This is a genomic window from Acetobacter indonesiensis, from assembly GCF_000963945.1.
Lineage (GTDB): Bacteria > Pseudomonadota > Alphaproteobacteria > Acetobacterales > Acetobacteraceae > Acetobacter > Acetobacter indonesiensis.
Genome location: NZ_BAMW01000015.1, coordinates 16485 through 41066, shown reverse-complemented (window position 1 = coordinate 41066; position 24582 = coordinate 16485). Strand labels below are relative to the sequence as shown.

The window sequence follows — 24582 nt, the reverse complement described above, 5'->3', positions numbered from 1 at the left end:
GCGCCAGCGCTTTATCCCACACATATCCGGCAATCCTGCTAATGCTTCTGCTTGACGAATCATCGGCAAAGCGAGACAGACCTTAACCATGAGCGACCTGTTTTCCGAGCCACCTCCGCCCCGTAAACCTGCTGCAAAACCAGCAGCCGCTTCGGCCACAAAGCCAGAGGCCGGGAACACGCAGGCTTATGACGCCAGCGCCATTGAAGTTCTTGAAGGACTAGAACCCGTTCGCCGCCGCCCCGGTATGTATATTGGTGGCACGGATGAAACTGCGCTGCACCATCTGGCCGCAGAAGTGCTTGATAACGCGATGGATGAAGCGGTGGCGGGCCATGCCTCCACCATTGATGTGGCGCTGGAACCGGGCAACAAACTGACTATCCGTGACAACGGGCGTGGTATTCCGGTTGACCCTCACCCCCGTTTTCCTGACCGCTCCGCCCTTGAGGTCATTCTGACCACGCTGCACGCGGGCGGTAAGTTTTCGGGGAAAGCCTACGCCACGTCAGGCGGTCTGCACGGGGTTGGGTCGTCTGTTGTCAACGCACTTTCTTCCCGCATGGATGTCGAAATTGCGCGTGACCGGGCTATCTGGCAGCAAGCATATGAACGCGGTATTCCCGTCACGCCGCTTGAAAAAACAGGCGCGACACAGAACCGTCGTGGCACCCAGATTTCTTTTATCCCCGACACCCAGATTTTTGGGACGCACGCTTTTGTGCCGGCCCGACTATATAAGCTGTGCCGCTCAAAGGCGTTTCTGTTCCGGGGCGTTACAATCCGCTGGTCATGTGATCCATCCCTGATCAAAGCGGGCGATGACACTCCAACAGAAGCCGTACTGCACTTTCCCGGTGGGTTAGCCGACAGCCTTACCGATGAACTCGGCCCCAAGGCGCCGCTGCTGACCCCCCTGTGGGCTGGCGACGCTGCCCTGCCACCCGCTGCCGATGGCACGGATAATGGGCGCGTTGAATGGGCTGTGGCGTTCCTGGAAAGTGGAACAGCCGCGTTGGCGTCGTACTGCAATACCATTCCCACCCCGCAGGGCGGCACACATGAAACAGGCTTTCGCAATGCGCTGGTCAAAGGGCTGCGCGCATGGGGCGACCAGCGGTCCGCCAAGAAAGCCTCCAGCATTACGGCTGAAGATGTTCTTGGCAGCATAGCCGCCAAACTGTCCGTCTTTATTCGTGACCCACAGTTTCAGGGCCAGACCAAGGAAAAACTGACCTCCAACGAGGCCAGCAAGCTGGTAGAAACAGCCCTGCGGGACCGTTTTGACCACTGGTTGGCGCAAAACCCGCCACAGGCCGATTCGCTTCTGGCATTTGTCATTGAACGCGCTGAAGAACGTATCCGCCGTCGCGAACAAAAAGACACACCGCGGAAAAGCGCCACCCGCCGCCTGCGTTTGCCCGGCAAATTGACCGACTGCACGCGGGAACGGGCAGAGGAAACTGAAATTTTCCTGGTCGAGGGCGATTCCGCAGGTGGTTCAGCCAAGCAGGCGCGTAACCGCGAAACACAGGCCGTGCTGCCGTTGCGTGGTAAAATCCTGAACGTTGCCAGCGCCACCACGGAAAAACTACGCGCCAATCAGGAACTGAAAGACCTGATTGAAGCACTTGGGTGTGGCTCGGGTGATCGATTCGATCTAAGCAAACTGCGTTATGGCCGCGTTATCATCATGACCGATGCTGACGTTGACGGGGCGCATATTGCATCGCTGCTTATGACGTTCTTCTACCGTGAACTGCCAGAACTGATCCGTAACGGGCATCTTTATCTTGCACAGCCGCCACTCTATCGGCTGACGCAGGGGGCTCGGTCCGTTTACGCGATGGATGACGCAGACCGTGAACGCAAGCTGAAGACCGAGTTCAAATCCAAGGGAAAAATTGATGTCTCCCGCTTTAAAGGTCTGGGGGAAATGCCCCCCGCTGACCTTAAAGAGACAACAATGGACCCTAACCGCCGCACTCTGCTGCGTGTGGTTGCCCCGCCAGAAGACAGACTGGCAACGCGGGAGCGTGTTGAAAGCCTGATGGGGCGTAAACCAGAATTGCGTTTTGCCTTCATTCAGGAACATGCCCAGTCTGTTGGCGAATTACTGGATGTTTGATCCTCCCTCCCTGACCTGAAAAGCATGCCGCCATGCGCCGTTTTTTCACCCTGTCATGAGCCTTGATATTAGCCCCCAGACAGGCGTGCGGGACCGTGTGCTGGCCCTAAGCCAGCTGATTGGCAGCATGGTCTGCCTTCAGTTCGGCTCCTCAACGGCCAAATATCTTTTCCCGGTTTTTGGTCCGCTGGGCATGGTTGGTCTGCGAACCTGCTTCGCTGCTGTTATTCTCACATGCGTATTCAAAAGCTGGCATGTGCTGTCATGGCGCACTATTCGGCTGGCGTTACCTTATGGGCTGTCAACCGCGGGTATGAATTTGTGCTTCTATCTGTCGGTTGAGCGCATACCGCTGGGTATGGCCGTTGCCATTGAATTTACCGGTCCATTGTTGCTGGCGTTTTTTGGCTCCCGCCAATGGAGTGACCTTGGCTGGCTTACCCTGACCATCGGGGGGCTGGCCCTGCTGCTGAAACCCACAGCATCTGGCCATCATCTTGATACGCTGGGTGTTCTGTTTTCTGTTGCAGCGGCCATATTCTGGGCACTTTACATCCTGTTCGGAAAGCGCCTGACAGGGAAAATTGCGCCGACGCATGCTTCTGCTCTCGGCCTTATGTGCGGTAGCATGGTGCTGTTTTTGCCCGGCTTTGTGCCGGCAATCGCCATTGGGGTGTCACAACCGCTGATGTTGGCGCTTAGCCTGCTGGTGGCCATTTTTTCCTCAGCGCTGCCTTATGCGCTTGAAATGCGCGCCATGCACAGACTCCCCGCCCGAGATCTGGGGGTGCTGTATAGTCTGGACCCTGTTTGTGCGACTGTTGCCGGTATTCTCATTCTGCACGAAACACTCTCGGCTCCCCGCTTGCTCGGTATTCTGCTGATCGCAACGGCCTCTGCCGGTACCGTTCTGACGCCATCAGCCAAGAAGCGTCCTCTCACGGACGTTCCTGAAGCACCGCAATAGTCAGCCGCCTCATTGCTCGCTTGGACGACGATATGGTTTTGCGAGATCTATTTGTCTGGAAGCCGGTGGTGCGCTCGCCGCCCACAATAGGTCTAAAGCCTATGCAGCACCACGGTAGCTTGTGCGGCGCTGTGAAGAAAGACCGTGTTCGTCGTTACAAGATATAACTTACTAACGGTCATAAAAAATGGTGCCAGCTTTACCTGCTGGCACCATAAACCTAATCAGACCAAGCTTGCGTCTGCACGATCACTGGAAGGCAAATGCTTAACGCGCCTCCCCGTTATCTTAACGAGAGGCCAGATGCGTTACAGCCTGATGTGACGTGGAGGCAACAGCATCCATCCCGCCATGAAAGGCCTGCATCACCACCGGGTCAAACAGACGGGTGAAGCTACCCGGATGCACACCCATCCACACTGTCACAATGGCCAGCGGGGCAAGAACAGCAATTTCGACAGGGGTCAGGTCACGCAGCAGCCCGACTGTTCCCTTCACGCCGCCAAACAGCACCCGCCGATAAAGCGTCAGCATATACACCGCACCCATAATCATGGTGCTACCAGCCAGCAACGCTACCCAGAATGAGACATGGATAGCCCCCATCAGCACCAAGAGTTCCCCAACGAAGGAACCTGTGCCCGGCAGGCCAATATTCGCCATGGTGAACAACATGGTCAGCAAAGCCAGAACCGGCATCTGTCGCGCAACCCCACCCAGCGCGTCAATTTGCCGGGTTTCAGACCGCCACGCGACGGCAGAAACACAGAAGAACAGAGCCGCAATCACCACCCCGTGCGACAGCATCTGGAAAATAGCGCCATCAATGCCTTCTGCCGTCAGGGTAAACAGCCCCACAGCAATCATGCCCATGTGTGAAAATGAGGAATACGCAACAACCCGCTTCATGTCTGTCTGAGCAAAGGCAATGAAGGCGGCGTAAATAATAGCCACAACACCCAGCGCCAGCACATAGGGCGCAAACGTATGAGCCGCATCGGGGAACATCATCACCCCAAACCGCAGTAATCCGTAAGCCCCGGTTTTTGAGAGCACACCCGATAGCATGGCAGATGCCGGTGTCGGGGCTTCCGAATACGCATCTGGCAACCATCCATGCAGCGGGAAAAGGGGCAGCTTGACGCCAAACGCCAGCACGAAAGCCAACAGAAGCCACACCTGCGACTGCCAGGAAAAACCAGCCTGCATCAGCGCTGGAATATCAGTCGTACCCGCATGCAGCCACATGGCTATCAGGGCGATTAGCATGAACAGCGAACCGCCAAATGTGAACAGAAAGAACTGAAGCGACGCCCAAACCCGTTTCGGGCCACCCCAAACGCCTATCATCAGACTGGCCGGAATAAGGGTTGCTTCATAAAACACGTAGAACAGCACCAGATCCTGTGCGGAAAACACGCCAAACAATGCTGTTTCCAGCATCAGCATGGCCACCACAAAATCGCGCGCCTGTGTCTGCACCGTGCGCCAACCAGCCGCCATAGCCAACGGGGTTAAAAACGCCGTCAGCAGAATGAAGGCCAGAGAAATACCATCGACCCCGGTATGATAGGAAATACCGTAATCAGACAGCCAGCTTAACCGCGCCTGATACTGTAAACCGGGTTGGAGTGGGTCAAACCCGCACCACATCACAACGCTCAAGCCCAGCACGATGATGCTGGTCCATAATCCCAGCCATTTGGCAGTACGGTCTTGGTCAGCACCGCGACCACCGCACAGGAAAGCCAGTAACGCCCCGGCCAGAGGAAGATAAGTTATTAGGGAAAGCAGGGTGGAGTGCACGGCGTTCTTACCATCCGGGTTGCATCACATCGGCCATAACCTGCGCCTTTTTGCGCGGGCAGACCAGACAAAGCCCGTTCACGTTCCGCCGAGCGAGCGTTTTTATGCTTCCCTGCCGCCTATTAACTGTCTGCTTAGTCTTTGGCTGTTTTCAACGCCGACCGAACAGTTTTTCCAGATCCTTTTTGCTCAATTTCAACCAGGTCGGCCTGCCGTGTGAACAGGTGCCAGCACGCGGGGTGGCTTCCATCTGCCGCAGCAGAGCATCCATTTCCTCCCGAGTCAGGCGTCGCCCAGCCCGGATACTGCCGTGACAGGCCATGCGGGCAATCACAGCATCCAATCTGCCATCAAGTGACGGCATTTCATCCGGGTTGCCGCTATCATCGGCTTCCAGTTCGTCTGCCAGATCACGCAACAGGGTCACAGCGTCACTGGTGTTCAGCATGGCGGGCAACGCACGGACCAGAACGGCGTCTCCCCCAAAGGCTTCTATTTCAATCCCTAACGTGGCCAGCATCTTCTGCCGGGCGACCAACAGATCAACCTGTAAGCGTGGTAATTCAACGACATCGGGCACCAGCAGGCGCTGTCCCTGAACTTTACCGGAAAGAAACTGCTCGCGCAGGCGTTCATGTGTCAGGCGTTCATGCGCAGCATGTTGATCAACCAGAACAAGGCTGCCATCGGCCGCAACCGCAATAACGTATGTGTCCAGCACCTGCGCTACAGCCGCCCCTAACGGATGCTCGCTTAAGCCCTGCGGCTCCTCATAAGGCGTTGCGCCAAGGCTAGAGCCGTCACCATTCTGTACGCCCGCTACACCACCAGGACTTTGACCGTAAGCATCCCAGCCCGCTATACCGCCTGCCTGCGGCAAAGGGGGCAACATGCGGGCGGTAGGGGAGTCGCCCAATCCTAACCGAGGTTCTGAAAACCCTGCCCCATGCCGCAACGGCAACCCGCTTCCCCCACCATGCGGTGACGGAGCAGGAATAATCGGCGCTGCGTTTTTTTCGGGCGGATACCAGATGCGTCCCGGCTTAACAGCAGAAAACGATGGCCTGACCCCGGCATTCCCTGCCCCGCCCTCCAGAGCACGGGTCAATGTACCAATGACGAGGGACCGCACAGCCGCTTCATCGGCAAAGCGCAATTCAGTTTTGGCAGGATGGACGTTTACATCAACCCGATCTGGCGGAATTGTCAGCATCAACGCCACAACCGGGTGGCGTCCCGGTTCAATCACGCGCCGATAGGCCACGCGCACGGCGGTACGCAGCACAGGATCAACCACCGGGCGACCGTTTACCAGCATGAACTGACCGGCCGCAGTGGCGCGATGCACCGACGGCCCACACGCAAAGCCCGACAGCACCATGCCGTCACGCTCGCCATGAATACTTAGAAAACCATCTGCCTCATTCGCACCCAGCAGGGCGGCCGCACGAGCGGCCATATCCTGCGCGGGCAGATCAAACAGAACACGGTCATCCATCGTGAAGCAAAAAGCTGTTTCCGGCACGGCAAGTGCTAGTCTTCTGACAACGCTTTCGGCATGGCTGCCTTCAACCCGCGCACTTTTCAGAAATTTGCGGCGTGCGGGGGTCGCGAAAAACAAATCCTCCACCACAACACTGGTGCCTTGTGCCCCCGCGCTGGGTTCAGGTGGTGTAATTTTGCCGCCCGCAACATGAATACGCCACGCCCCACTTTCGCCCTGCGTGCGGGATGTAATGGTCAGCCGTGCCGCCGCCCCGATGGATGGCAGCGCCTCGCCCCGAAACCCTAGGGTGCGAATATGCACCAGCGATTCGTCCTGCAATTTTGATGTACAATGCCGCTCAACCGCCAGCATCAGGTCGTCCGGTGTCATGCCGCATCCATCGTCAGTGACGATAATACGGTCGATACCCCCGCTTTCCAGACTGACATCCAGCCGGCGCGCACCCGCGTCTATGGCGTTTTCGACCAGTTCCTTCAATGCCGCTGCCGGGCGTTCAATTACCTCACCCGCGGCAATGCGGTTGACCAGAACTTCCGGCAAACGACGCAGCTTGGGGCGTAACGGCAGCATTCCGGACGTTTCAGCTGTCTGATCTGAAGACGAAAAAAAAGGGTCTGACATCATCAGACCCTTTATAGCAGACTATCCTCTTATTTGTGAGGATGCTGTGTGGGCGTAACGCCCTTTGTCGGCTTGTTGCCCAGTGCGGCATTTGTTTTCAGGCGGCGGTTTTCTTCATCCGCATCCACCACGGACCCGGCCTTCCCGCCTTTCCAGAACATAAGCTGTTCCACAAAGCCTGAACCAGCCTGCCCCAGTTCGCCTTCATCAGGTGCATCTGCTGCTTCGGTTGCTGCACTGACCAGCATGCTCTGGCCATCGCTGGTTGAGCCACCTTCGCCATGCAGCGCCACATCAGGGGAAAGTGTTTCAAGCGCCTGCAGGCGTTCACTTTCATCCTGCGGGCGTTCCGCACCGCGTACCGGCTTGGCCAGCTCATCCATAGGCGGCATGGAAAGCGGTGCACGTGTGGTGACGGTATATTCATCTGGCATGCTGCGTTCCAACCCGAACGCACGTGCAGCTTCAGACCCGGAACATCCGGTAAGCATCACACACCCGCCAAGAAGAAGCAGCGGAGAAATCAATGTCGAGACCCGGCGCGCCATCTTCTACCTTTTATCCTTCCTGCCCAGCCTGCCGGAGTGGCAGGTAGCTTCTGTTCATGTTGCCTGCTGCTGTTTGCCTGCAAAGGCATTCTGTAGCAGCAAAGCACAGACCGCGCATACTATAGCGGAATCAGCAACGTTGAATACATACCATGACCATCCAAAAGCATGGGCATGAATAAAATCGACCACGGCACCATATCTTACCCGGTCAATCACATTTCCAATGGCCCCGCCTGTAATAGCCCCGACGCAGGCGGCTGTCAGTTTACTGGGGGTGCGCGCCATCCAGACCAGCAGGCAGGCCGCCACGGCCAGCGCAATGACTGAAAACAGAATACGGCCTGCATTCCCGACACCGCCGAACATGCCAAACGTCACAGCATGGTTCCAGACCATGGTGAAGTTCAGAAACGGCAGCACATAGACCGACCCTTTTTCCGGCAGGTTCAGCCCATACAGAATCCAGTATTTGCTCACCTGATCAACCGACAACGAGAGCATAAGCACCAGCAACCCCAGTCCGAACGGGCGCAGCATGAAGGGTTTGCTCACGCGCCCTCCTGCCCTGCGACGCCAACCGCTGGTGTGGTCTTGAACGTGGTTTCAACCACATCCGCACACCGCAGGCACAGGCCGGGAAATTCTGGGCGAGAGCCTGTTTCAGGCAGCACTTTCCAGCAGCGGACGCATTTCTCGCCCTCGGCCACACGCACAATCGGCGCGCCATGAAGCGTACCGCCTTCAGAGCCTTCCACGTAGATGGAACTGCTTTCCGGGTCGATCATCACCTCAACATGCGAGACAATGGCCAGTTCGCTCCAGTTAACTGTCGCAAACTGCGCGGCTTCTTCCTGCGACAGGGTCAGTTCAACCTGTGCCTGAAGCGAGGAACCCACCGTACCATCACGCCGGGCCCCTTCAATTTCAGTGGTGATGATACGGCGGACAGCGCGCAGGCTGGTCCAGCGTTCATCAAGCGCAGGGTCGTTCCATTCTGCGGGCAGATCAGGGAACGGCTGAAGATGCACGCTTTCTGCTTCACCAAAGCGGGCGGTCCACGCTTCTTCTGCCGTAAAGACCAGAACCGGGGCCAGCCATGTGGTCAGACAACGGTGCAAATGGTCAAGAACCGTGCGGGCAGACTGGCGCAAATGGCTGTCCGGGCCATCGCAATACAGTGTATCCTTGCGGATATCAAAATAGAACGCAGACAGATCGGTTGTGCAGAAGCCATGCAGGGCGGGGTACACCCCAACCCATTCATGCGTTTCAACTGCGCGGGAAATCAGGCCACCCAGATCTGTCAGGCGATGCAGAACCCACCGTTCAAGTTCTGGCAGTTCAGCGTAAGGGACCGCTTCTTCCGGCGTGTACCCATCAAGCGCCCCCAGCAGCCAGCGCAGGGTGTTGCGCAGACGGCGGTAGAGTTCGCCCTGCTGCTTTAGAATTTCCTTACCAATGCGCAAATCTTCATTGGTGTCAGAATTCATGACCCACAGACGCAGAATATCAGCACCCAGACTGTCATTCACATCTTGCGGAGCAACCACGTTGCCCAGAGATTTGGACATTTTGCGGCCCTGCTCATCCAGAACAAACCCGTTTGTCACAACGGCCTTGAACGGTGAAACACCCCGCGTGCCCACGCTTTCCAGCAATGAGGACTGGAACCAGCCACGATGCTGATCTGACCCTTCCAGATACAGATCAGCCGGGAAGCTCAGACCCGGTTCTCCCAGAACGAAGGAATGGGTTGATCCGCTTTCAAACCAGACATCGACAATGTCGAACACCTGTTCATAGTCGTCCGGGTTGCGGTCCGGGCCAAGGAAACGGGAAGCAGGCGCACTATACCAGACATCCGCCCCTTCCTCACGGAAGGCATCGACAACGCGCTGCATGATTTCGGCATCACGCAGCACTTCGCCCGTACGCTTTTCCACAAAAACAGCAATCGGCACGCCCCAGGCCCGCTGACGGCTGATGCACCAGTCCGGCCGGTTCTGAATCATGGATGTCAGACGGTTACGGGCCTGTGCAGGAACAAATGTTACATCCGTTAGCGCATCCAGCGCTTTCTGACGCAACGCCCCTTCACCATCCATGCTGATAAACCATTGCGGGGTCGCACGGTAAATAACAGGCGCACGGGACCGCCATGAATGAGGATAAGAATGCACAAGCTCACCGCGTGCCACCAGTCCTGCGGGAGCCTGCCCTCTGGCATTGGCCTGCTGCATCACATCTGTCAGGGCGGCGCAGACAACGTCCGCCGCCTTGAACACATGAACAGCGGCAAAACCGGGAACCCATGGCGCATATGTGCCATCATCCTGCACAACTTCCGGCACTTCTACGCCGTAGCTGCGGCAAAGCCGGAAGTCGTCCTCACCATGCGCTGGGGCCATATGGACAAGCCCTGTCCCGGCTTCCGTCGTGACAAAGTCACCCGGCAGCATGGGCACATCGAAATCATACCCAGCCCCACGTAGCGGATGAGCACACACAGCGCCTTCCAGCGCGCTACCGGGCAAAGTGTAAAGAATGTGATGGGCTGTAACGTGCGCTTCCTTGCAGAACGCATCGACCAGTGCTTCGGCCACCAGCACTTTGGCACCGGGTTCAAGCAGCGCGCCCTCTGCCGTGTCATCCACGCGCAGCACCACATAAGTAATCTCCGGCCCGTAGGCTAGCGCCCGGTTACCGGGGATGGTCCACGGCGTGGTCGTCCAGATAACAACAGACACATCTTCCAGCGCCTGAGCCGGGGTCGGGTCTTTTACAACCGGAAAGGCCACCAGAATGGTGGTGGATTTGTGGTCGTGATATTCAATTTCAGCTTCAGCCAGAGCCGTCTTTTCAACCGGGCTCCACATAACCGGGCGCAGGCCACGGTACAGGCCACCGTTCAGCAGAAAACGGCCAATTTCGGCAACAATCGCGGCTTCGGACGAGAAATCCATGGTGGCATAGCGATTGGCCCATTCAGCCTGCACGCCCAACCGTTTGAATTCTTCCATCTGGATGTTCAGCCATTTACCGGCATAAGCCCGACATTCGGCCCGGAATTCCAGCACAGGCACGGAATCCTTGTCCCGTTTGGCCTTGCGATATTCTTCTTCAACCTTCCATTCAATCGGCAGGCCGTGGCAGTCCCAGCCCGGCACATAACGCACAGCATAACCCGCCATACGATGCGCACGGTTGATCACATCCTTATTAATCTTGTTCAGCGCATGGCCAATGTGCAGGTTACCGTTTGCGTAGGGTGGGCCATCGTGCAGCGTAAAGGGCTGACGGCCTTCCGCCTGCTGCTTAATCTGCGCATCCAGCCCGATTTCCGCCCAACGGGCCAGCCATTCAGGCTCACGCTTGGGCAGGTTTCCCCGCATGGGGAAGGATGTGCGGGGCAGAAAGACCGTATCGCGATACAGATCGGCGGGAGAGGTCTTTTCTGAGTCGCTGCTGGATGTAGACATGGAACGGCAGGTGTCACTCTGGTTCGGGTTCAGCACAACACGCAACAGGCCGCCACAACGGCACACCTGCGCGAACGAGTGTTATCAAAGCGCAAAGGCAAAGGGTCAAGCAGCAAGGCCACATATCAGGCGGATTTCATAGTCCGCCCAGCAGTTTTTTACAGGTGCCCCTGTTATTTACCGGCAAGTTCAGCCGTCAGCACCGTGCGGGCGTCCTGCGCGTCCAGCCCAATCTGGGCCTTCAGTTCATCCAGACCACCAAAACGCTTTTCGGCCCGCAACATGCGGTGCAGGGCCACGGAAAGCGTCTGGCCATACAGATCGCCCTCAAAGTCAAAAAGATTGACCTCCAGCCGGCTTTCCTGCCCGTCATCAATCGTGGGGCGACGGCCTATATTGGCGACGCCCGGCCGGGTCTGGCCATTAGGCAGACGCACAGTAACAGCATAAACGCCACGCGCAGGTTCAAGATGCCGGCCCAGCGGGATATTGGCTGTGGGGAAACCAAGCAACCGGCCGCGCTTGTCACCATGCTGCACCGTGCCGCGAATAAACCACGGACGCCCCAGTTCTTCCGCTGCGCGCTCCGGGTAGCCATCCTGCAACAGCCGACGAATACGGGTGGAGGAATAAGGCCCACTGGCATCTGCCAAAGCCGGAACCGCCGTAAAGCCTATTCCCAGTTCTGCCGTTCGCTCTGCCAGAAACGGAACCGAGCCCCCCCGCCGATGCCCGAATGCAAAATCAGGGCCACAGGCAACATGACGCAGGCCCAAGGCCTCATGCAGCACGTCTTCCACAAAATGCTCGGCTGTCATTTGGGAAAAGGCTTCATCAAAATGAATCTGAAACACATGCTGCACACCCAGTGCTGCAAGGGCTGCAAACCGTTCGTCAGATAATGTCAGACGGAATGGCGGGTCTTGGGGGCGAAACATTTCGCGTGGGTGCGGGTCAAACGTCACAACGGCCAGAGGTAAATCGGGGCGTGTTGTCTGCAATGTATGCACCAAATGGGCATGGCCCAGATGCACCCCGTCAAAATTGCCCAGTGCCGCAGCACACCCACGGGCTTCAGCCGGAATATCCCGCCAGTTCTGATGCAACCGCGCCCGCATGGTTACGCCTGCCCCGTACCCGGCAGGCCAAATAGCGCCCCCGCTTCCGGTAACGTTCCTGCAACGGGGAAGATACTGCCAGCGACTGTACCATCTTCAGGCCGCACAATCTGGCACACCCGCAAACCGGCCTGGGCTGCGGCATCCAGCTCAGCCGTCACGTCTGACAGAAACAGCACATCGTCGTTCTGCCAGCCTGTTTCACGCAGAATGGCGCGATAGCTTTCAGCGTCTTTTTTGCCGCCGACCCGCAGATCAAAAAAGCGGCTGAAAAGCGGTGTGACATCGCCCTGTGCCGTATGGCCGTAAATCAGCTTCTGTGCCGACTCCGAACCAGACGAATACACGGCCAGTTCAATCCCTGCATGCGCCCATGCTTCCAGCGTCGGGACAACATCGGGGTAGAGGGTCGCCAGCAATTCGCCCCGTTTATAGCCTTCGGCCCATGCCATACCCTGCAACGCCTTCAGCGGCGCAACCTTAGCGTCCTCATTCATCCAGCGTTCAAGCTGTTCCAATGGCGACACACCGGGGGCCAGACGTTCGGTTTCGGCCAGCGCGTCTTTAACAACCGGATCAGTCCGCCGTTCCTCAATCAGGCGTGGCAGATGGGTGCGGGCGTATGGAAACAGAACTGTATGCACAAAGGAAATGGGGGCCGTCGTGCCTTCAATATCCAACAGCACAACACGGGGGGCAGGAGAAGCACTCATAGAGGATACGCCAGAAAACGGTGGGCCAGATCCGTGCCTGTATAATCGGCAACCCAGCCTTCCTTGTGGGTGAAAATGCGCAATGTCACAAAATCGGGCTCGGGGCCGCCGTCAAACCAATGCTTTGTGCCCTCTGGCACGGAAATCAGGTCTGTCTGGGTGCAATGCACATCATAAATACGCGGCCCTACGTGCAGAATGAAGTGGCCACCGCCATGCACAAAAAACCGGACTTCGTCTTCGCTATGGATGTGCTCTGACAGAAACTTGCCACGCAGGGCTTCACGGTTAGGCGTGTTTTCATCAACACGCAGCACATCCGCCGAGCCTGCGCCCGTTTCGCCCATCAGTTTGTCAAGAAATGGGCGATAGGTTGCCAGAACTGTTTCTTCATCCGCATCACGCGGCGGTATGGACGGGCCATCCCAGCGTTCAAAGCGCACACCCAGCGCTTTGAGTTCTGCCGCAATTTCCACAGGATCATGCGTTTTCAGAACAGGGGTTTCAGGTACCGTATCCTGAAAGATAGTCAGTGTGCTCATACACCCAGCTTCCTTCTTTCCAGCGCGCAAGCCAGCAGAAACTCCAACCCTTCCAGACGGGCCATCGCGGTAGGCATATCTTTGCCCCACACATACACGCCATGACCACGGATAATGTAGCCAGCGGGCATTGCACCAAACGCAGGCTCAACCTCACGCGCCAACCGGGCTATATCCTGATCGTTGTCAAACAGCGGCACGGGCACGGTTGTGGCGTGGGTAGTCTGACCTTCAAACACTTTTAACACTTCGTAATCGGCAAGCTGCAAAGCGTTGGTTTTTTCGATCATGGACAGCACGGTAGATGCCACGGAATGGCCGTGCAAAACCGCCCCGGCCGTAGGGTCCTGCCGGTAAATCTGGCAGTGCAGCAGGGTTTCCGCACTGGGTTTGTCTTCGGCGCGATGGGGCTTTCCGTTTTCATCAACGGTAATGACATCCGCTGCCTGCAAAAAGCCCTTGTGGCCGCCCGAGCGCGTAATGGCGATGCGCCCGTCGGCCAGCCTGCGACTGATATTCCCGGCCGTAGCGGGCACCCACCCACGGCTATCCATTCGCTGACCCGCCGTCAGGATATCCTGTACGGCACGCGCAAAATCCGTCATGCTTTCGCTCATACCTTTATACCCTGACCTGCTGCGGCCAGTTACACACCCTGACAGGCAGATAACGGCCTGACCGTCTTAGGGCTGGGGCGTTTTGTCACGCGCGGCGGGAACGGGCTCAACCGGGGTTGAGGCTGGTGGCGGGGCAATATGACCGTTGGGGCGGCTTGCGCTGTCATCCATCGGTTCATCATCAGCCATATGCTTCTTGAAGGATTTAATTCCCTTCGCGAAGTCACCCATCATGGAGCTGATTTTGCCGCCACCGCCAAAAACCACCAGCACAACCGCAAGCACAATCAGCCAGTGCCAGATGCTCAAGCTACCCATTCAACAGTCCTCTGTTTACATGCCGACACAGGCTGGATACCCCAGACAACCCTGCGTCTGTCTTTAGTTCACATGGCGGCCATTGCCGTGTCATGCAAGCCCGATCTCCCGCAACTGGTGCGAAATCTAGGACCTAACCACCCTATATGTCTGGCCCGGTTACCAGATTTCAGGTGCTGCCAAGCACAATAGGCTCGATAAACCCATACGCAGGGTAGACGGTTTTCCCCATACCGTGAATAGGCGACCACCAGACGCGCACGCGGCTCCAGTCATTTGCAGGAGAAACATCTTCAACCGGTGCCTTGCGGGTAACGCGCCCCGGTTCCCAATTCGCATGATCAACCAGCACAAGCCGCGAATTTTGTACCTGCCTGACCACCGAAACATGCCCGGATGGAAGACGGCGCGTTGAGCGAAAAACCAGCACATCCCCCTGATGCGGGGTGGATGAACGCGTATATTGCCCCCGCGCCTGCCCCCACCAGCTGGCAGCCGCTCCGCGTAAGTTAATGGCTGAATGTTCACGCGCATAAGGCGCACACTGCACAGACCCATTCCACCCGCCACCACAGGCAGCCAGAAACAGGGGCAGCAGCAGATAAACGTATCGTTTCACGATTCGGACCTCAACCGTTCCATCCACATTCCTGCTTCCTCGGGCTCCATATCAAGCACGCGTTCCGCAATATCGCGCCCGTAGCCTGACCGGGCAAAGACCCCTAACGCCTTCTGACGGTCAGCAAGCTGCTTCAACCGGCTCTCTTCCCCCTCGGCATCGTCCGCACCAGAATGCCGCAGGGACGGCAGACCTGCAAACGGCCCCAACCGCCTTTTGCGTGCAAGAACCAGTGCCGCCGAGAGTTCGGTTTCCGTGGCAGAAAATCCTTCCACCACATCCTGTAACGCGCTGTCACGTACCTCGGCATCCACGCCCCGGGCGGCCAGATGTGCCTGCACGGCTTTGCCCGAGCGACCGGAGCGAACAAGCCGTTTGGCGCGGGCGCGGGCAAATGCCTCATCATTCACAGCGCCAAGCTGCACCATATCCGCAGCCACAGCCTGTATAACAGATTTAAGGGCAGCAGCCGTTGCGTTCACATCTTCGCTTTCAGCGCCGGCTTTCAGCGCAGCGCGCTCCCACCGGGCAACACGGCGGGCCAGAACCTGCTCAAGCGATTTCTGGGTTGTGGCGAAACGGGCCAGATGCACCAACGCGGCCTCTCGCAACACAGCACGATCGGGTGGAGAAGGCGGCGTGTCAGAGCCGGGTGAGGATGAGGACGTCATGTATTATAGTATGCCTTAAAACAGGCATCTGTGACCATTCATGACGTCAACGTGCCCACGCACGCAAGAAATGTGACAGTTTCATGGATGAATTTCGCACTCGGCGTTTGACTCTGGCTGCACAACGCAGTCATCATTGCGCTGCAACGGGTCGCCCGCTCCACCACAGGCAGCGGGCGTTTTTCGTTTTGCATTAATTTGTTTTCTTTTGGTCAATGACAGCAACACAAAGATAGCGTCCATGATTCCAGCCCTGACACCGACCTACAACCGCGCCGACCTTGCCTTTGAGCGGGGCGATGGCGCATGGCTGTACACCACGGACGGGCGACGATTCCTGGACTTCGCTGCTGGCATTGCCACATGCTCGGTCGGCCACGGCCACCCGCATCTGGTCGAAACGGTGCAGCAGCAGGCCGCCAAGGTCATGCATGTCTCCAACCTGTTCCGCATTCCGCAGGCTGAAAAGCTGGCACAGCGGCTGGTGGATAACAGCTTTGCCGATACCGCATTCTTCTGCAATTCAGGCGCAGAAGCCAATGAAGGCATGGTCAAGTTTGCGCGCCGTGCACAGGCTTTATCTGGCCACCCGGAGCGGACCGAAATCATCTGCATGAACGGTGCGTTTCATGGCCGGACACTGGCCATGCTCTCCGCCACGGGCAACCCAAAATATCTTGAAGGGTTTGGTGAGCCTGTACCCGGCTTCCTGCATGTGCCGTTCAATGACATTGACGCCGTCAAAGCCGCCATTGGCCCCCGTACAGCCGCCGTCATGCTGGAGCCCATTCAGGGCGAAAGCGGCATCAAGGTTGCCTCGGTCGAGTATCTCCGCGCCCTCCGCGCGCTATGTGATGAAACTGGCGTGCTGTTGGCAATGGATGAAGTGCAATGCGGCGTAGGCCGAACAGGCAAGCTCTTTGCCCATGAATGGGCCGGGATTACGCCTGATGTGCTTTCAACTGCTAAGGGATTGGGTGGGGGCTTTCCCATCGGGGCCATTCTGGCAACTGAAGCCGTTGCCAAAGGCATGACGGCCGGAACCCACGGCACAACATTTGGCGGGAACCCGCTGGCCTGTGCTGCGGCCAATGCCGTGCTTGATGTGCTACTGGCGCCCGGTTTTCTGGAACAGGTGCAGGCCCGCGCCAAACTGCTTGATACCCAGCTTGATAAACTGGTGCAGGAAGCCCCCGGTGTCTTTTCCGAACGCCGTGGACTGGGCCTGCTGATCGGCCTGCGCTGTGTAGAACCTGTTGGGGATGTGCAGGCTGCCGCCCAGAAAGCGGGGCTGCTGTGCGTTACTGCCGGTGACAATGTTCTGCGGCTGGTGCCGCCCCTGACCATTACCGAAGAAGACTGCATGGAAGCTGTCTCCCGCTTGCGGCAGGCTATTTTTTCCAACAGCCACAACGACAAGACAGTTCTGGAGCCAACCCCGTGAGCGCTGCCCTTTCCACCCTTTCCGCCACCCAGAGCATCGCCGGGCCGCGCCATTTTCTTGACCTGAAAGATCTGGACGCAGCAACCCTGCGCCAGATTCTGGATGTCGCCCGCAGCATGAAAATCATGCAGCAGGGCCGCCGCTTTCCTCTGCACCCTCACCTGCCGCTGGCAGGCCGGATGCTGGGTATTATTCTGTCCAAGCCCTCAACCCGCACACGCGTGTCTTTTGAAGTGGGTATTCGGCAGCTTGGGGGCGATGCAGTTATTCTGACCCCTAATGAAATGCAGTTGGGCCGAGGCGAAACCATAGCCGATACCGCCCGCGTTCTGTCACGGTTTGTCGATGCGTTGGTGCTGCGCACGGGCAAGACAAACTCGCTCCTGGATCTGGCAAAATGGAGCAGCGTTCCCGTTATTAACGGGCTGACTCCCAGTTCTCATCCTGTGCAGATTTTAGCCGACATCCTGACATTTGAAGAACATCGCGGCCCCGTGCAGGGCCGCACCTTCGCGTGGACGGGTGATGGCAATAACGTGCTGGTGTCCCTGATTGAAGGGGCGGTTCGTTTTGGCTTCAAGCTGCGGGCCGCAACCCCTGCTGACATGCGCCCGCCGCAGGACGTCCTTGACTGGGCCAAACGGGAAGGCGGTGCCGTCGAATGGACAGCAGACCCGCGTGAAGCCGTGGCCGGGGCAGATTGTGTGGTGACCGACACATGGATCAGCATGTCTGACTCTGAAGAAGAAGCGGCCACACGCATGGCAAAGCTGGAACCGTATCAGGTCAACAGCAGCCTGATGGCGCTTGCTGCACCAGATGCCCTGTTCATGCACTGCCTGCCTGCCCATATTGGCGAGGAAGTAACCAAAGACGTGTTTGAAGGCCCACAATCCGTTGTGTTTGATGAAGCCGAAAACCGCCTGCATGCCCAGAAAGGTGTGTTGGCATGGGCCATGGGCGGCACAGACTGGCTTTCTTTCGGGAAGGAATAAGCAATGAGCGGCACGGACAACATTCACCCCACCAGCACGGAAGACACCCCGCCCACCCCCGGCTGGGTTGAAGGGTCGCTTGACAGTATTCTGGCAACGCTGCCTGTTGCGGCTGAAAAACTGGCTCCGTTCCGGGCATCCTATCTGGATTGTCTGGCCGGATGTGGCCGTGCGGCAGATCTGGACAGTGCACATGATGCCTGCCGACAGGGCCTGCTCCGGGCGCTGAAAGATGGGCTGGAACTGGATGCTGAAACCTGCCGCGCGCTGGAACAGAAACTGGAGAAGCTTGAACTGGATATTTCAAGCGCCATCTAAAGCAGACCGTTTGTCATGCGGGCCAAGCAGCGCCGCCATCTTGGGTGCCTTTGACTACTGGGGCACCTGACGTTGGCTTTCACGCTGCCTTGGCCCGTTTTCTTTTTCCAAGGCCCCCTATGATGCAAACCCCCGCTTTTCTTGACCGCGACCGCCCCGATGTGCCCGATCTGGTTGTACCCGGTGGCGTCACACCATTCTTTCTGCAAGGCCGTCCCGTGCGCGGTCGGCTTGTGCGGCTTGGCGTGCTGGCTGACGTTCTTCTGACACGCCATGACCACCCAGCCCCTGTCACACGGCTGGCTGGGAAGGCACTTGCACTGGTTGCAGCTCTTGCCTCTGCCCTGAAATTTCAGGGGTCTTTTTCCCTCCAGATTAAAGGCGATGGGCCAGTTCCCCTTCTGGTGGCTGACAGCACGGATACTGGCGCTTTACGGTTCTATGCCCGGACTGATGAAGACGCACTGGCGGCGCTTCTGGCCGAAACACCCAACCCCACAGACCGGGAACTGCTGGGCAACGGCTATCTTGCCCTGACAGTTGAACAAGGTGCGGAGACAGAACGGCATCAAGGCATTGTGGATCTTGCCGGGGATGATCTGTCAGCCATGGTCTCGCACTATTTTGCGACCAGTGAACAGCACGCCTGCTGGATTTACTTAAGCTGCCGCATGACAGATGCTGGCTGGCGCGCTGGCGGCCTTGTGCTTGAACGGATTGCCGGTGAAGGCGGCCTACACGTTGTGGGCGAAGATGATGCTGACGCCAGTTGGGAAACAGCCACCATTCTGGCCACAACCCTGACCAGTCGTGAACTTCTGGATGATGCGCTCCCTCCGTCTGATCTGCTTTATCGCCTGTTCCATCAGGAAGATTTGCATATTGGACACGCCCGCGCTCTGGCCTATGGCTGCCGCTGTTCCCGTGCACGGCTGGCCAGTGTGTTACAGGGTTTCCCGGAAGATGATCTGGACCACATGATGCAGGATGACGGATTGATTGTCATGACCTGTGAGTTCTGCAACACCGATTTCCGCTTTCCTCGTAAGGATATTTCATCACCAGCGACCTAATGTCGTAGGATATCGACACAGGGTTACGCGACAGGGGCGGGCTTCATTTTGTTGCCTGCCTCCACACCGGACTGATTTTTACAACTACAGGTTGTATTTCTCTTGTTGCTGGATCCTCTTATGCGCGCGTCTTTATGGTCACACCGCAGCCCAGTAATTGCCTGCACTAACAGGAACACTTGTAAAATAGGCTGCGCCACGGCACATGCTGGCTTATGTCCAATGCTGTAAAATCTGCGCGTATGGAGCCTGATAATCGTCAACAGCAGATTATTGCCGTTGCCGCGACGCACTTTGCGCGTGACGGATATGACAGGGCCTCCATGGCCCGTATTGGGGCAGATGCTGGCGTGACGCGCGCCCTGATTTACCATTATTTTCCTAGTAAAACCGCTTTATTTGAAGCAGTTTTACGGCATGAAGCCGATACCCTGCTAGCTCTGACTCAGTTTGACCCGATGCAGGACGTGTTTCAGAACATCCGTCAGGCCATATTCCGGTATCTGGAACATTTCTCCCCGGCCAATAACCACGCCATCAATTTGCATCTTCAAGCCAATCGACTACCCGATATGGTCGAGCGTATCAGTCGTAATTATCATGAAATTATGACAGCACAGATCATGATGGCGCTGAACCTGAATGAAACCCCGCTTTTGCGCGGGGCCTTGATGGCATGGCTTGATTTTGTCTCGACCCTGTCACGCGAAGTGCCAACACCTGACGCACCATCCCGCCAGAATGCGGTCGAATTATGCGTCACCGCCCTTCAGGCCATTATCCCCAAAAACGCGACTTAAAGAGACAGGGCAAAACAACCCACGTCATGTGCTGATAGAAACGCCCGGGGTAACTGGTCGTTTAATCTCCAGCAAGCGCATCAAGCCAAGTCTTTGTCTGTTTGTTTCAGTCATTTCGCCATGCCGTGAACTATAAAAGACGGTTCTGAAATCAACGTTCATACGTCATAGACGCATTAAAAAAAGCGTACCCAGAACGAATGCGCCTTTTCAACAGAGCACTTTGCCGGATAGCTGTGTCTGGTCCCCACTATCAGGACTTCTTCACAAATTCCGACTTCAGGTTCATTGCGCCAAACCCGGCAATCTTGCAGGCAATGTTATGCCCGTCTGTGCCATCAATCAGGCGAATATTCTTTACCTTGGTGCCACCCTTGACCGCCTGTGATGACCCTTTGATTTTCAGATCCTTGATAACCGTCACAGTATCGCCGTCGGCCAGAACATTACCGTTTGCGTCCCGGATGTCACCCTGCCCTTCTGCCGCACCGGCTGCATCATTGGCAGCATCCTGGCTCCACTCGTTCCCACATTCCGGGCAAATCCACAGACTGCCGTCAGGGTATACGTGCTCACAGCCGCAGGTTGGGCAGCTCAGATTACTCTCCACGCACTCTCTCCTTGTTTATGGCGGGGAACTTACTGCATGACTGCTTTGTTAGGAAGGGCAGTCCTGTTATGGCCCGTTGACCATACTCACCTCCGCAGGCAGGATTTCGCCGGGCAGAGTCCCGGATCCTGCCCTATCCGAATTTGATCCAGGATCTTTGACTAGAAAGGGTCCGCGCCATGCCGCTGTTCTCTCGCCCGCTTCGCCTGTCGTTAACCGCCGCCATTGTCCTGCCTGCGTTGCTGGCAGGGTGTGCGGGCGAACAGCAGCCTACCCACTTCGCCCCGCTCCGGTATGACTACCTCAGCCAGATGAACCTGAATGTCAGCACCCTGTCTGTAGTGGACAACACGGTGACACACCCGGTTGAAGGCGATATCGGCTATCGTGCCCCCACGCCCCCGGTTCAGGCCCTGCGTCAGATGGCGGAAGATCGGTTAGCCGCAGCAAGCAATAATGGCAGCACGGCACAGTTCGTTATTGATCGGGCTTCCATTCTGCATAATTCGGGTGGCACACTGAATGGTCAGATTGATGTGCACCTGAACATTCTTAATCCCGGTGGTACACAGGCTGCGCATGCGGAAGCACACGTCACCAGCACGGTGCATCCTGACCTGTCAAAAGGCGATGCAGACAGCCCTGCTAATCTGTATGAAGTCACGCAGACCATGATGCAGCGCATCAATGTGGAACTGGAATATCAGGTTAGACACACCCTCAGTGCCTGGGTGGTGGATGCCGGAGGCACTCCCGTTGGGTCTGCCATACAGACACAGCAACTGGGTAAACCCGGGGACGCAGTGCCTGCAACGTCAGCCGTTCTTCCCGCCGCAGCGGCTGTTACAGCACCCGTCACCACACCAGACCCGACATCGCCCACAACACTGCCTGCCAACGCACCCGTAACGGTTGAGACACCCAAGGTCGATGTGCCGACAATTACAACACCGACGGTCACTGTGCCCACTGCCACTGATACTCCGGCAGCCACCCAGCCCAAAGCTGCGCCGGTCAGTAGCGAACCTGATGCCATTTTCCCCGCCGGGGAGGGAGATGATACAGCATCAACAAAGCAAAAAGTTTTGTCTCCCAAGGCAGGTTTTTTGAAAGCTCCCACCAAGAAGAGCGCAGCGGCAACAAAATCCGTTTCTTCAGGTAACTGATAAAACACCCCATGGCCCGTTATTTTCATGACGGGCCATTTTTTGTGCAGCAAGTCTATTTTTAGAAAACGCTTTGCACGGTCGCCATGAAATTTCGTGGCTCACCATAATAATTATAATAATTAACATTCCCCAACCGCTGATAATAGCGCGTGTTGGAAAGGTTATTGACGTTTACAGTAATATTCAATTCTGGCCGCAACTGGTATCCTACCTGCGCACTTGCAACGACGTAGCTACCCTGCGTAACGGTTCGGGTCGTACCAAACGTGCCACTCTGCGCCGTCACGCCACCGCCGACACTCCAGACATTGCGTGTGACTTCCGGCGCAGCAAACCGATAATGCGTCCAAAGTTTAAAAAGATGCTTGGGAAAGTTTGGCGTATAAGCCTGTCCAACTAACGACGCATCGCTGTTTTTCAGGATGACGTTATCATTATAGGTATAGCTGGCATTGATATCCCACCCGGGCAATAGGCGACCTATCATCTCAATCTCCGCGCCTTGACTACGCACTTTCCCAGCTGCGCGATAACAGGTGCTGGTATGCGAACGGCCGCAGATTGGCTCCAGATCACCATCCTCAATAGCCTTGTTACGCTCGATCACGCGATAACCAGCCAAGGTGACATTCAGCTTGCGATTGAAAAAATCGCCTTTCAGCCCGCCTTCAATCTGCTGCCCCAATACCGGCTTCAACCGGCCAGAAAGACTGTAAGCAGATTGTGGCGTAAACGTATCCGTAAAGCTGACATAGGCCGCAATATTAGGCACAAAATGCCACACAAGACCCAGATACGGGGTAGGAACCGCGTTGTTCTTCTGACTGACAACATACGAACCGTTGGTTGAGAGATTACGATATTTATACTCGTAAAAACTTAACCGTCCGCCGAGCATCAGGTCGAGAGATTTCAGAATCTGGATGCGCGCAGACCCATATATGCCTGCCTGTTGCGTTGGCTCCCTATACATCGTGGTGATGGTTGGTTCGATAGTGCTTGAAATAACCGGTGCGAAAATATCCAATCCCGCCAAAGACGTATTGGTTCGTGAATTCACTGTTGCTCCACCATCGGTCATAACGTCTGAATCGTAATTGGCACCAATCAGCAGATCATGCTTGCGGTTTAGAAGATGAACTGGGCCCGTAAAATACAGATCTGCACCATCATACACATCGCGGATAAGGGATTTCGCAACAACGAAGTTTCCCTTTTTCTGCGCTGCCGTATAGCTGTTCAGATAAGCATAATGCATACTGGTATCTGTCACGCGGTGTCGGCCGCTTAGCCGCACACGCCATCCACCACCAAAACGGTGTTCCAGTTCGCCCCCAAGTTCATACATGGGTGAACTTGTCTGCCCCCAGTCTGCCCCCACAAAACTGTTCCGGCTTAAATGAAGATCGGCCCCGTTCGCCGCACGCGGCAACCCCATGAAGCGGGTCGTATCATTCTTCTGCCCGATAGCCATAAGCGATAATGTTGTGTGGTCCGTAATATGCACATCAATGTCGGCATAAGCTGTCCAACGACGGTCATGCGCATTCTGGTAGAAGTAATCACGATCCGTACCCGCCAGCACAAAGCGGCCAGTTACGCGCTTTGATGCGGTTAGCGGACCAGTAACATCAGCATCAGCGTGAAAATTATTCCACGACCCACCGCTGAAAGACCCCTGCGCCTTGAAATGGTCAAGCGGACGCTTGCGCACAAAGTTCACACTCCCGCCCGGCGGGGCAGACCCCTGAAACATACCGTTGGGGCCGCGTAAAACTTCAAGCCTGTCATAAATAGCAACATCAAATTGCTGGCTCATTTGCAGGCCACCCGTTGAGGGCACGCCGTCAAACTGCGGGGTGACAGCATACCCGCGAGATGTAATTCCCGCTGTGCCATCCCCATACAAATTGACGTTGATACCCGGCACCTGCTTCAGGGCGTCATCAACCGTATTCAGGTTCTGGTCCCGCATTTGCTGACGGCTGAGCACCGACACAGATTGTGGAATTTCATCCAGCCGCATCAGCATCTTGCTCATGGAGACAGCTTTTACAACGTAGCTGCCGGTGCCGTCAGTCGTGGCATTTTTATGCCGTTCACCCTGCACAACCAGACTTTCCACGCTATCGGGCACATCGTTTTCAGGGGCAGACTTGTCCGTTTTGGTCTGGCTGGCCTGATGCTGCTGGGGTTTTTTCTTGGCGGCATCATCCGTATCGGCAGCCTGCGCGGCAACAACCGGCAGACCTGCTGTGACACTCCATAGAAAAACACCGTAGCGGCAGAGTGCGCCTGCCGTCAGTCTGGATTTTTCCTGAGCTTTCACCCGCCCTGCTGTCTGTTTGACGCGCACCGTACCCTCTATCTGCATTCAGTAAATGAGAATCAATCGCATATCACCTTCCTGTGAAAAACCACAACTGTTTTTAGTGAGTTGAGACCCGTTTTCTTCAGCCTCGCAATTATTGCGACCGCCAGACATTGCCGCCACCAGTGCTGATCAGCCATAACGC

The 24582-nt window shown here is 56.6% G+C and carries 23 protein-coding genes; 8 read left to right on the top strand and 15 right to left on the bottom strand.

Annotation, left to right across the window (positions count from 1 at the left end; genetic code table 11):
* The first annotated feature begins 88 nt into the window (after nt 1-88).
* Together parE and Abin_RS05120 are read left to right on the top strand one after the other, a co-directional pair.
* Nucleotides 89-2128 carry a DNA topoisomerase IV subunit B gene (parE, locus tag Abin_RS05125; RefSeq protein ID WP_048845286.1) on the top strand — a complete coding sequence of 680 codons (2040 nt, stop codon included), beginning with the start codon at nt 89-91 and terminating at the stop codon, nt 2126-2128.
* A 55-nt stretch (nt 2129-2183) separates the two neighbouring features.
* Nucleotides 2184-3095, top strand: coding sequence for an EamA family transporter (locus tag Abin_RS05120; protein ID WP_048845285.1), 912 nt, complete (start codon nt 2184-2186; stop codon nt 3093-3095).
* A 288-nt stretch (nt 3096-3383) separates the two neighbouring features.
* Here the strand turns inward: Abin_RS05120 and Abin_RS05115 are convergent, their stop codons facing one another.
* The 13 genes from Abin_RS05115 to Abin_RS05055 form a co-directional block, all read right to left on the bottom strand.
* A complete protein-coding gene (locus Abin_RS05115) occupies nt 3384-4901 on the bottom strand; it encodes a complex I subunit 4 family protein (RefSeq protein ID WP_048845284.1) in 1518 nt (505 codons plus the stop codon).
* Nucleotides 4902-5052: 151 nt separating this feature from the next.
* A complete protein-coding gene (gene mutL, locus Abin_RS05110; protein WP_048845482.1) occupies nt 5053-6978 on the bottom strand; it encodes a DNA mismatch repair endonuclease MutL in 1926 nt (641 codons plus the stop codon).
* Between the two features lie 80 nt (nt 6979-7058).
* A complete protein-coding gene (locus tag Abin_RS05105; RefSeq protein WP_048845283.1) occupies nt 7059-7577 on the bottom strand; it encodes a DUF3035 domain-containing protein in 519 nt (172 codons plus the stop codon).
* A 54-nt stretch (nt 7578-7631) separates the two neighbouring features.
* The gene (gene lspA / locus Abin_RS05100; protein ID WP_048845481.1) at nt 7632-8117 is read right to left on the bottom strand and encodes a signal peptidase II; all 486 of its coding nucleotides are present in this window, start codon (nt 8115-8117) and stop codon (nt 7632-7634) included.
* 11 nt (nt 8118-8128) lie between these two features.
* The gene (gene ileS / locus Abin_RS05095) at nt 8129-11059 is read right to left on the bottom strand and encodes an isoleucine--tRNA ligase (protein WP_048845282.1); all 2931 of its coding nucleotides are present in this window, start codon (nt 11057-11059) and stop codon (nt 8129-8131) included.
* Nucleotides 11060-11232: 173 nt separating this feature from the next.
* Complete coding sequence (locus Abin_RS05090; protein ID WP_048845281.1) at nt 11233-12177, bottom strand: bifunctional riboflavin kinase/FAD synthetase; 945 nt, start codon at nt 12175-12177, stop codon at nt 11233-11235.
* A gap of 2 nt (nt 12178-12179) precedes the next feature.
* A complete protein-coding gene (gene mtnC, locus Abin_RS05085) occupies nt 12180-12890 on the bottom strand; it encodes an acireductone synthase (protein ID WP_048845280.1) in 711 nt (236 codons plus the stop codon).
* Nucleotides 12887-13432 (bottom strand): 1,2-dihydroxy-3-keto-5-methylthiopentene dioxygenase, encoded by a 546-nt coding sequence (locus tag Abin_RS05080; RefSeq protein WP_048845279.1) that lies wholly within the window; start codon nt 13430-13432, stop codon nt 12887-12889. Before Abin_RS05080 ends, mtnC begins: the two co-directional genes overlap by 4 nt.
* Nucleotides 13429-14049, bottom strand: coding sequence for a methylthioribulose 1-phosphate dehydratase (locus Abin_RS05075; protein WP_048845278.1), 621 nt, complete (start codon nt 14047-14049; stop codon nt 13429-13431). The genes Abin_RS05080 and Abin_RS05075 overlap by 4 nt, the downstream gene beginning before the upstream one ends.
* A gap of 66 nt (nt 14050-14115) precedes the next feature.
* The gene (locus tag Abin_RS05070; protein WP_048845277.1) at nt 14116-14367 is read right to left on the bottom strand and encodes a twin-arginine translocase TatA/TatE family subunit; all 252 of its coding nucleotides are present in this window, start codon (nt 14365-14367) and stop codon (nt 14116-14118) included.
* A gap of 169 nt (nt 14368-14536) precedes the next feature.
* Nucleotides 14537-14986: a CHAP domain-containing protein gene (locus Abin_RS05065; RefSeq protein WP_048845276.1), complete on the bottom strand. Its 450-nt coding sequence runs from the start codon at nt 14984-14986 to the stop codon at nt 14537-14539.
* Complete coding sequence (locus Abin_RS05060) at nt 14983-15657, bottom strand: regulatory protein RecX (RefSeq protein ID WP_048845275.1); 675 nt, start codon at nt 15655-15657, stop codon at nt 14983-14985. Before Abin_RS05060 ends, Abin_RS05065 begins: the two co-directional genes overlap by 4 nt.
* Before the next feature lie 81 nt (nt 15658-15738).
* Complete coding sequence (locus Abin_RS05055) at nt 15739-15900, bottom strand: hypothetical protein (protein ID WP_158319890.1); 162 nt, start codon at nt 15898-15900, stop codon at nt 15739-15741.
* Between Abin_RS05055 and Abin_RS05050 the strand changes: the two genes are divergently transcribed.
* The 5 genes from Abin_RS05050 to Abin_RS05030 all read left to right on the top strand — a co-directional run bounded on the left by Abin_RS05050 (nt 15899) and on the right by Abin_RS05030 (nt 20287).
* Complete coding sequence (locus tag Abin_RS05050) at nt 15899-17101, top strand: aspartate aminotransferase family protein (protein ID WP_048845274.1); 1203 nt, start codon at nt 15899-15901, stop codon at nt 17099-17101. The genes Abin_RS05055 and Abin_RS05050 overlap by 2 nt on opposite strands.
* Nucleotides 17098-18096 carry an ornithine carbamoyltransferase gene (gene argF / locus Abin_RS05045; RefSeq protein WP_048845273.1) on the top strand — a complete coding sequence of 333 codons (999 nt, stop codon included), beginning with the start codon at nt 17098-17100 and terminating at the stop codon, nt 18094-18096. Before Abin_RS05050 ends, argF begins: the two co-directional genes overlap by 4 nt.
* Nucleotides 18097-18099: 3 nt before the next feature.
* A complete protein-coding gene (locus Abin_RS05040; RefSeq protein WP_048845272.1) occupies nt 18100-18414 on the top strand; it encodes a hypothetical protein in 315 nt (104 codons plus the stop codon).
* A gap of 122 nt (nt 18415-18536) precedes the next feature.
* Nucleotides 18537-19487 (top strand): Hsp33 family molecular chaperone HslO, encoded by a 951-nt coding sequence (gene hslO, locus Abin_RS05035; RefSeq protein ID WP_048845480.1) that lies wholly within the window; start codon nt 18537-18539, stop codon nt 19485-19487.
* Nucleotides 19488-19702: 215 nt separating this feature from the next.
* Nucleotides 19703-20287: a TetR/AcrR family transcriptional regulator gene (locus tag Abin_RS05030; protein ID WP_048845271.1), complete on the top strand. Its 585-nt coding sequence runs from the start codon at nt 19703-19705 to the stop codon at nt 20285-20287.
* 253 nt (nt 20288-20540) lie between these two features.
* On the opposite strand, the gene Abin_RS05025 is transcribed toward Abin_RS05030, so the two are convergent.
* Entirely contained in the window at nt 20541-20897 is a 357-nt protein-coding gene (locus Abin_RS05025; RefSeq protein ID WP_048845270.1) for a zinc ribbon domain-containing protein YjdM, read from the bottom strand.
* A gap of 179 nt (nt 20898-21076) precedes the next feature.
* Between Abin_RS05025 and Abin_RS05020 the strand changes: the two genes are divergently transcribed.
* Nucleotides 21077-22063, top strand: a complete 987-nt coding sequence (locus Abin_RS05020) for a hypothetical protein (RefSeq protein ID WP_048845269.1) — start codon at nt 21077-21079, stop codon at nt 22061-22063.
* Nucleotides 22064-22124: 61 nt separating this feature from the next.
* On the opposite strand, the gene Abin_RS05015 is transcribed toward Abin_RS05020, so the two are convergent.
* Nucleotides 22125-24440 carry a TonB-dependent siderophore receptor gene (locus Abin_RS05015; RefSeq protein WP_084593477.1) on the bottom strand — a complete coding sequence of 772 codons (2316 nt, stop codon included), beginning with the start codon at nt 24438-24440 and terminating at the stop codon, nt 22125-22127.
* Nucleotides 24441-24582 lie beyond the last annotated feature (142 nt).